This is a genomic window from Hyphomonas sp. UBA4494 (assembly GCF_002388935.1).
Taxonomy (GTDB): domain Bacteria; phylum Pseudomonadota; class Alphaproteobacteria; order Caulobacterales; family Hyphomonadaceae; genus Hyphomonas.
The window spans coordinates 59,118-68,280 of record NZ_DGNK01000031.1 but is presented as its reverse complement, the minus strand read 5'-3'; the positions used below and the strand labels follow the sequence as shown (position 1 = coordinate 68,280).

Below are 9,163 nucleotides of genomic sequence, written 5' to 3'. Positions count from 1 at the left end.
CGCCGGCAGTCTGGCTGAGTATCCGGGCACTGTGCCCCAATCTATTTCCGAGGCCTATTCCATACAGGATGCCGCCATCGATATGTGGCCCGACGAGCTAGCTGGTTGGAAAGTTGGCCGCATTAATGGGGCAGACATTGATCGTTATGGAACGGATCGCTTGGCGGGCCCGATTTTCAAATCGCAAATCCACAATCAGACTGTCGGAGTCATGGAAACCCCCGTTTATGCAGAAGGATTTTCGGCGGTTGAAGGGGAGTGTGTACTGATTGTCTTGTCCGATGCAGAACCTTCGAAGACCGAGTATTCCACAGAGGACGCGATCGCCTTGGTCGGCTCGATTCATGCGGGTGTAGAAATCGCCAGCAGCCCTTTTTCCGAAATCAACGATCACGGGCCGCTGGTGACAATATCTGATTTCGGCAACAATCATGGTCTGATCATTGGCGATGAATTGCCTGAATGGCGGTCTCTGGAATTTAACCGTTGGCCGTTTGAAACCACGATTGATGGACTTACTGTCGGCACAGGAGATGCGAGCGGGATTCCCGGAGGTCCGATTGAATCCTTGCGCTTCATGCTAGAAAACGCCGCGCGTCGCGGAATGCCGTTGAAGAAGGGGATGGCAATCTCGACCGGAGCGGTGACAGGTGTTCACGCCGCAAGTGTAGGNNCAGAAAGCCGTGATTCGAACCCGAGGGGCCCGGGATATCGATCTGCGGCTGTCCTCCGTCGGAAAATTTGTCGGTACCGCCGCTTAGGAAAGTGCTTTGTACCGGAACTGACTGAAACGAACATGACCCTTCCCGGCCGCCATCAATCCTGGGCGGAGGCTGAGGAAGTCATATGCCGTATTGTGGTGATAGCCAGACACTTCCATCTGAACATCGAATTTCTTCCATCTTTCGCCCGGCAGACGGGTAAAGAATGTGACGACGTGATTGTCGTTGCGAACCTTGATTTCAAGGTGTGTGAGGCCAGCATCCAAATCGTTCGGACGTGAACGCTCCTGACCATAGCGATGCATGACGAGGCCCTCCGGTCCCTAGCTCAAACCGCAGTACAATCCTGAATTGTAAAACAGGAGAAGTCCTGCACGTGACCCCGGGTCCAGTTCCATCCGCGCCGCCACTTCATAGGCGCGATCTCCGGGGATCACGCAAAGAGGCGATATGTCGGCCGGGGTCTCACCCTTCGCGGTCATGCGCAATCCATCATCATCAAGGTCAATGCGATCATTTTCAACAGGCGAAGGATCATAGAACACCCATTGCGGACCCAGTGACGAGGTCGAGAAATCATCAGAAAGCGGAAGACCATGAGGCTGATGCTGGCTGGGTAAGGGTTTGGGGAAGGGGGTTGACAGGTCTCCGCCCAACGATTCAAACCAGCCGTCTTCTCTCCAACGGATTGGCTCCAAGAGGCATTGCCTTCCAAGCGTCCAGAACCCGTTCTCACAACCGTGTGAAATCATCCACCAATCGCCCGCCGGTCCTTCAATGAGGGTGGCATGTCCTCTCGACCACCAGGATTCGGAGCGGTCGGTGGTGCGGACTTGAGGATTGTCCGGTGCATGTTGCCACGGCCCTTTGACGGATCGGGCGCGCGCCGCAATGACCATGTGCCCGGTAGGGGGGACCGGCAGTCCCACCCACGGCTGTCAGCATATAGAACCAGTTATCCTTTCGGAGGATTTTGGGTCCCTCCGGACAAAAACATTCAACATCCCACTCTTCAGGATATCGCCAGGGGTCGTAGATGTGTTCCACATCCCCAACGGTCGAAAGGCCGTCGTCTGAGAGTTCAACCAGATCGCCGTTTGACAGGAAAAGGTATCTCTTGCCATCCTCGCCAACCGCGTGGGCGGGATCAATATGATCCGGGAGGTTCAGATCGACGGGTTTGCTCCATGGCCCGTCTATTTGATCGGCGTAAATGACATAGATGGATTTTCTGTTCTTGCTCCGTGCAGGAATGTAAATGTAAAAACGATCCCCGTGCTTTATGAGATCGGGTGCCCATACCGAGCCGATGGGATGGGTTAGCGCCGGACCCACAGGTTGCCAATTCAACAAATCGGTCGACTGCCAGATGAACAGACCAGGGTAAGCGTCAGAGCTTGAGAATGTGAGATAGTAGGTATCGACGTCTCTGATAATTGAGGGGTCCGGCCTGTCGCCTGAGAAAATCGGGTTCAGGAATGTCCCATCCTTGCGGTCAGCGATTCTTTGTTTCTCGTATCCTCTTCCCCAGTCCGGACGATTCGGGGCGGGGGATTCGCTTCTGACAGCTGCTTCTGAAGCGGGCGTAGTGCAAGCCTTCGTGGCGAGTGTCGTGCCCAGGAGAAGCAGGCTTTGGCGTCGGGTCAGAGAGATCTTCATATGTTGCACCTTAAAAAGTGGCCCCTGCGAGGATCTCGCCGGGGCCACTCAGAAAATGCGCCTTGGGAGGATCGCAATTTTCAAAACTATATCGAATGATCTGGACCGGCGGCTTCAGATTGTGTCGCCGGTCCGTACCCCGAAAGTTCCCTAGAATGTATACCGGGCGCCGAACAGGAAGTTCCGGCCGGTATGATGGTAGAGGGTTGGGAGATTGAGCTGGTCAAATGTCTGATGCTCGAACTCATCCGTCAGATTGATGCCCTCAAAGGTCAGGTCGAGCTGATCTGTCAGCGCGTATGACATCGACAGATCCACGTTGTAGGTCGATGCGACACCCCGCTCCTCGCGACCTTCGGTGCGACCCGAACTGCTTGGGCCTTGGGTCTGATATTCATCCCGGTACGCACCGGAAATGCGAGCAGAGAACCGGTCTGTCTCATAGTAGAGAGTCATGTTGTGCGAGATTTCCGAGAAGTTTTTGATCTCGTCGGAATCGACATAGGTTAGGTTCCCTACAAATCCCGCATTCTGTAGAAGTCCTGGCAGGAAGAAGAAGGGTTGCTGGTATACAAGTTCCAGACCCTGGATCGAGGCTTCTCCACCATTTGCCACCTGGCTGACCGCGACGATCGGATCAAGCCCATTCGCCAGATCTTCTCCCAGTGGGCTGGTCGAAGAGGCTACGCTGGCCGGCAGACCGAGTGAACTGAAAGCCACCTCGTTGCTGGCAGGGGTCAGGAAGAAGGATTCCACGTCCTTATAGAAGAACGACACAGCCAGAAGGCTCTCCTCTGCAAAATACCATTCGGCGCTCAGGTCAAAAGCTGTAGCCCGGTAGGGATCGAGCTCAGGATTTCCGATGCTGAATGTATATGGCTCACCGCTAAACGTATCGAGGNNTACCGCCCGGTGTCAGATTTCCGAGCGATGGTCGGGCCATGACTTTGGCGACGCCAGCGCGGAACTGAATTTGGTCGGAGGCTTCCAGAACAAGGTTCAGCGCCGGAAGGAAATCTGTATAGGAATTTTCCACCGTGCGGAGCGCAAGTCCGCCACTGCCCGGCACGTAACCCGAAGCAGTGGTGGTCGTTTCAACATACCGCGCACCGATATCTCCACGGAGATTCATGCCTGACAGGTCAGTTTCGAAGTCGAGCTGGACGTAGCCGCCCAAATCTTCCTCTTCGACCGAACGGTTGTCTTGAGGTCGTGAACCGATGTCCCCTGTGATATCCAGGATGCCGCTCAAGTCGATGGCAGCATCCCAATTTGCGCTAACCCACGACGTATCGTTGGAGCCGTAGTCCAGTCCGTTTCCATAACCGCTTACCAGTCCAACCAAGTCGCCGCTGACGACTGGCGACTCGGTGAAGCCGTCGAGATCTGCGACATTGCCGTCGATACGGATTTCGCGTGTCGAGAAGTCATATTTCTTGAAGCTCAGTCCACCCGACAAGGTCATGGTTGGGGAGAAGTCATAATACAGATCGGCCCGAACGGTCTCGAAATCATTGTCAGACCCCTGAGGGCGATTCCGGAACTGCGTGAACAGGAATTGGGACGGATCCGTTACATCCGTGTTGCCATAGCTGATGGCCGGGAGATTCAAATCGTTCCGAAAATCATAGCTATAACCTTCGACCGGGTTGGCGGCGTCAAAGAAAACTGTCGCCTGAACCGGGTTATCGAAGCTGGATGAGGACTGACCTGCAAAGAAAGAACCCCGCAGCGTGTCGGAGAAATCGTGTTCGACTTCGAGTGTCAGCTGCGTGAACTCGGTCGTGTAGTAGTCCCGGCGATGTTCGCTACGCATCGGGATGATGCCATTGCTCGTATCGGCGAGGACATCGCCTTGCAGATAGTCCAGAACGCCATCGCTATTCACGTTGTAGTCCGTTACCGCAATATTGTCGGTATTCGATCGTACAAAGACCTGCAGGAACTCTTCGTCGCGCTGTGCATCCAGCTCAGAGTAGAGTCCTTCCACCGTAATAGTGGTCCGGTCAGTTGGACGGAATTGTAGTGCGCCGGTTAGGCCGGTGCGTTCCTGATCATAAGTGAGGCGACCATAGCGCGGGATGCGCGCATAATAGGAGTTGCGGACTTCCTCACAGGCAGCTGGCATCGGGTCCGCGCCAATACAGCCTGCGCCGTTCACAGAGCGGAATGTGCCCTGATCATCAAACCGGACAGAAGAAAAGCCTTCTTCACGGATTGTGCGGTCTTGAAATGCTGCAGAAACCAGCGCGCCAAATGTGCCAGTGTCGTTCTTGTAGGAAGCAAGGCCGGCAAGGCGAGGCGATGTTTCTTCTACGAGATCATTGTAGAGGGCTTGCGCGGATGCCGAGAAGGTCCACCCATCATCATAGTCCAAAGGACGCGCCGTCTGAAGCTCGACAACTGCACCAAGCGATCCTTCCTCAATGGAAGAGGACTGTGATTTTCGAACAACCAGTTGGCTGAACAGCTCGGACGCAAATGTATTGAAGTCGAACGAGCGGCTGCGGTTTGTACCACCAGAGGCGTCTGATCCACCACCGGTGGACAAGGCGTCCATACCGTTGATGCGCACACGCGTGAAGTCGCCCGAGAGGCCTCGCACCGTGATGCGTCGACCTTCGCCAGCCTGACGATCAATCGCGATGCCGGGAATGCGCTGAAGCGATTCAGCGAGGTTCAGGTCCGGAAAAGCGGCAATGTCTTCAGCGACGATCGCGTCGACCACTCCGGTCGATTGTTTCTTGAGATCAAGCGCTTCCGCAAGTGAGTCACGGAAACCGGTTACCACGACACTGTCGAGTACTTGGTCTGTCTCATCTGCCGATGGTTCATCTATGGTTTCCTGCGCATACGCTATGGAACCTGACAGCATTAGGCTGGCCAGGGACGCGCCCGCAAGGATTCTGACTCTGGTGGATACCCGCATTCTAATTTTCCTCCCGATATATTTTATCACCGAATGACACCGGTGTCAGGAATGGTTATCCTATTTCACCCCACTGTTCAAGTCTGTCTCGTTTCGATTCGTGATCCGAGGTTGAGCTTGCTTGGCGTAATTTTGTCCATCGGGGTGCCGACGGCTCTCTGTTTCACGGGTATTGGATCCAATACACAGATGGGAACCGCCACGCGCCGTGGGCCCAGGTCAGGCGACAAGTTGCTCTGTGACCCGAATAAATTCGCTCAAGCTTTCAGCCAGTTCTACTGTGAGTTTGCCGCTCTCGCTCATGTCCCGCGCGATTGATTCCAAAGAAAATGCGGCGGTGGAGACTTCTGTGTAACCAAAGCTACCGGCGCTGCCGGCAATAGAGTGAGACAATTGACGGATCTCTTCCAGCACCACTTTGCTGTCCTCTTTGTCCAAGATGGCCGCAAACTCTGCAGGTACAGTGGTGAGATAGTCCCGATATTTGAGCTTCAGTTGCTCCATCGGATCGCTGATAGGTTGTTGCTCATGGGTAGAATCGGCCTGACCAGTCTGCTGTGTGGTGAGGGCTGAAACAAGCGCATTTAGTTGAACGATATCAATCGGCTTGGGGGCATGATCCGTCATTCCAGCTTTCATGCATTCGGCGATCTGTTCGGGCAGGACATTTGCGGTCAGTGCCACAATCGGAATTTGACTGGCTGGCGCAGACAGAGCCCGAATCGCGCGTGTCGCAGCAATGCCATCGAATTCCGGCATCTGGACATCCATCAGGATGATATCATACGTCTCGCCCTTACGAAGGGACGAGAGGGCATCATGCGCCGACAGAAAGCCCCGGACCAAATGACCGAACTTTTCGAGCCCCAATTCAATCAGTTCCAAGTTCATGGCGACATCGTCAACGGCCATGATCTTGAGCTTTCCGAATTGTGGGGTTTTGGCAGTCGAGCGGAAGTCGGACATCGGCACTTCCGCCGGTTTGAACGGCAATACCAGTTTCGCAACCGTACCCTGTCCAAGTTTGCTTTCCAGGTGCAGTTCTCCCCCCATTAGCCGGGCAAGGGATCGACTTATGGAGAGCCCTAAGCCTGTGCCGCCAAACTTTCGAGTGACGCTATTGTCAGCCTGCTTGAACCCCTCAAAGACGCTTTCCAGTTTGTCATCGGGGATACCAGGCCCCGTATCTGCCACTTCAAACTTCAGCAAGTCTCCCTCTTGGGAGGCGCTGACTCGGACTGATCCTTCGGTTGTGAATTTTGCGGCGTTTCCGATCAGATTTGTCAGTATCTGCTTCAGCCGGACTTCGTCAATGAGGGCGCCTTTGCTCTCCACGACGGATGTCAACGGCACCGACCGAGAATCCCTTCCTGCGTGAACAAGGTCGATCGTGTCCTGAACAAGGTGAGAAATGTCGACAGCCCGCACTTCCAACTGGATGCTTTCTGCCTCGATCTTGGAGTAATCCAGAATATCGTTGACTATATCTTTCAATAGGCGCCCGGCCTTCATCGCTCGGGTAGTGAACAGCCTTTGCTCTTCATTCAGATCCGTCTGCTCCAACAATTGCGTGAAGCCAAGGATACCATTCAGGGGCGTACGGATTTCGTGGCTCATATTCGACAGGAACTCCGCTTTTGCCTTGCCAGCAGCTTCGGCCTCAGCGCGGGCCTCGGCCAATGCCTGCTCCCTTTCCTTGCGATCCGTGATGTCCCGGAAGGTCGATATTACCTCGCGGGGGTGACCATCCTCACCCTGAATGAGCTTCGGATTGCCTTCCAGCCAAATCACATTGCCGTGCTTGTCCTTCACTCGAAATTCTCTTTGAACGGATGGATCAACGGCGTTATTCTGGAATAGGGATTGAGTGATTTCTGCCGCACGCCCACGGTCTTCCGGGATCGCGAAGTCCAATGTTGACAAGCCGATTGCATCTTCTGGCGAAACACCCAAAATCTCGCATGCGGGCGACGCATAGGTAATGATCCCATCCAGGCCGAACTTTACAATGATGTCTGTAGAGTTCTCCGCGAGGGTCCGGTACTTGGATTCGCTATTCGCAAGTGCTTCAAGTACAACCTGCTCGTCTGTGACATCCTTGAACACGCCGAAAACTCGCTCGACCTTTCCGGTCTTGTCCACAAGAAAATCTCCGATAGAGCGCACGCGCCGCCTCTTGCCATCCGACTTTCGAACAATCGTGGCTTGAAATTCCCAGTCTTCGGCATTGTTGACAGCGCGCTGAACCAGAGCCCGCACACGATCGCGGTCTTCTTCAGCGTAGAACATGATCGCGTCGCCATACATCGGGTTGAACTCTTCTTTCGTGACCCCGTGAATTGCATAGACTTCCGGCGACCAGTCCACTTCCTGAGTGGATGGGTTCAGAGTNNTGACCTACGCCCGCCATACGCTCGGCCAAGTGGGCCTTTGTCAGCATCTCCTGTTGTTCGCGAGATTTGCTCGACAAGCGCTCTCGAGACCGTCTGATATGATTGATCAGTCGACGGCGGTCCGAAGAGGCTGCTCCGACAGCGAGCCCGAGAATGGAGTTTGTCGCAAGGAATAGTTGAATTGCCAAAATCTTGGAAGTGAACTCGGCTGACATCAAATGCATTGGGCCAGTACCAGCCAACGTGAACGGCAAGGCGATTGCTGTGATCGTGAGTAGTCCAATGGCGGCCGCTTTTACGCCCCCCCCAAAGGCGAGGAATACGAGCGCGGGGGGCACGAGGAAGAGGAATGGATAGTCACTCTGGGCGAAAACAAAGAAAGTCGTCGCACACAAAAGCCCCAGCTTGAGAATATACTGAAGGTCAGGTGACGTGCTGACGAATTTTCTTGAGCGGTCCGCCAAAGACCAGATTATCGGAGTGAACAGAACTATGCCAAGAAAGTCTGCTGAGAACCAGACGAGGGTTTCAGAGAGCACGAGGGCCTCACCGGTCGTGAACAATCCTATTGCAGCTAAGAGGGATGACAAGAGGCTGCCGGCGAATCCGCCCACGATCAGGGTAGAAATTCCCGCCAGGCTAATGAATCGTATTTTGCGCTGGTACATGAAGACAAAGGCGACGCAGCAAACTTCTGCTACATTCGCGAGAGCCAAAATGAACGCCCGAAGAATCGGGTCTCCTGAATAGATATTGGCGAACACCAGCGCGGCCATCATTGCGGTGAGAAGGGGAATCCAGTTCCTGCGCGGGTTCTTCAGAAGCAAGACGATCAGGATTGCATTCGCTGGCCAGACAGCGGCCACACGCCCAGCGCCGCGCGTTAACTCGATCATCGCGACCGCAACGACGAAAATGACGATTCCTACACCTAGGCTTCCAGCCAGCACGCCGATGCGGCTGGTGGCGCGGCTAGGTTTCCTAGTGGCCGTTGGGGTGTTAGGAGTTGCGCTTGGCATGGATCAGATCCGCTTTTTGTGTTGCCGTCTTGCAATCTGCATGCAGACGGATTGCTTAATTGCCCGCGCTCTGCCGCAGGCGAAATCATGCGGAAGCTGCCTCATTTAGAGGTATTCTCAGTGAGAATGTGACTAACGCAATATGGCACTCACAGCAGTGCCTGCTCAAATGCCAGGAGATTGCCTTTGTTTTCAGCAGTACTGATCGCTTCAGAAAGATCGCGGGGTGGGCGATCACCATAACTGATCTGACAATTTGGTGCCTGTATCACCATCGTGTGTCCCCTCACTCGGTAAATCGATGAGCTGCTGATTTGGATGGAAACTTGTTTCAATTGAGTTTAGATCATCTGTTTTCCCGCAGTGGGAGAAATTCTGTGGTACAATGCTTTGAGTAAACGGCTGAATTACTCTCTTGATTGAGGCAAGGGACCGAGGGGC

At 54.3% G+C, this 9,163-nt stretch carries 4 protein-coding genes and 1 pseudogene; all 5 read right to left on the bottom strand.

The window, feature by feature from the left end:
- Window positions 1-757: 757 nt before the first annotated feature.
- The 5 genes and pseudogenes from B2P82_RS17065 to B2P82_RS11960 all read right to left on the bottom strand — a co-directional run bounded on the left by B2P82_RS17065 (window position 758) and on the right by B2P82_RS11960 (window position 8,722).
- Window positions 758-2,381: pseudogene (locus tag B2P82_RS17065) on the bottom strand (family 43 glycosylhydrolase).
- Between the two features lie 150 nt (window positions 2,382-2,531).
- Window positions 2,532-3,245 carry a TonB-dependent receptor domain-containing protein gene (locus B2P82_RS11975; RefSeq protein ID WP_290497212.1) on the bottom strand — a complete coding sequence of 238 codons (714 nt, stop codon included), beginning with the start codon at window positions 3,243-3,245 and terminating at the stop codon, window positions 2,532-2,534.
- 22 nt (window positions 3,246-3,267) lie between these two features.
- On the bottom strand, window positions 3,268-5,256 hold the full coding sequence (locus B2P82_RS11970; RefSeq protein ID WP_422653700.1) for a TonB-dependent receptor: 1,989 nt from the start codon (window positions 5,254-5,256) through the stop codon (window positions 3,268-3,270).
- 273 nt (window positions 5,257-5,529) lie between these two features.
- A complete protein-coding gene (locus tag B2P82_RS11965) occupies window positions 5,530-7,617 on the bottom strand; it encodes a PAS domain S-box protein (protein ID WP_290497211.1) in 2,088 nt (695 codons plus the stop codon).
- A complete protein-coding gene (locus B2P82_RS11960; RefSeq protein ID WP_290497175.1) occupies window positions 7,586-8,722 on the bottom strand; it encodes an MASE1 domain-containing protein in 1,137 nt (378 codons plus the stop codon). Before B2P82_RS11960 ends, B2P82_RS11965 begins: the two co-directional genes overlap by 32 nt.
- Window positions 8,723-9,163: the final 441 nt, after the last annotated feature.

Bases quoted from the DNA above. Each gene is read 5' to 3' on its own strand.
- B2P82_RS11965 (WP_290497211.1), bottom strand. From the start codon at position 7,617: ATGTATGGCGACGCGATCATGTTCTACGCTGAAGAAGACCGCGATCGT.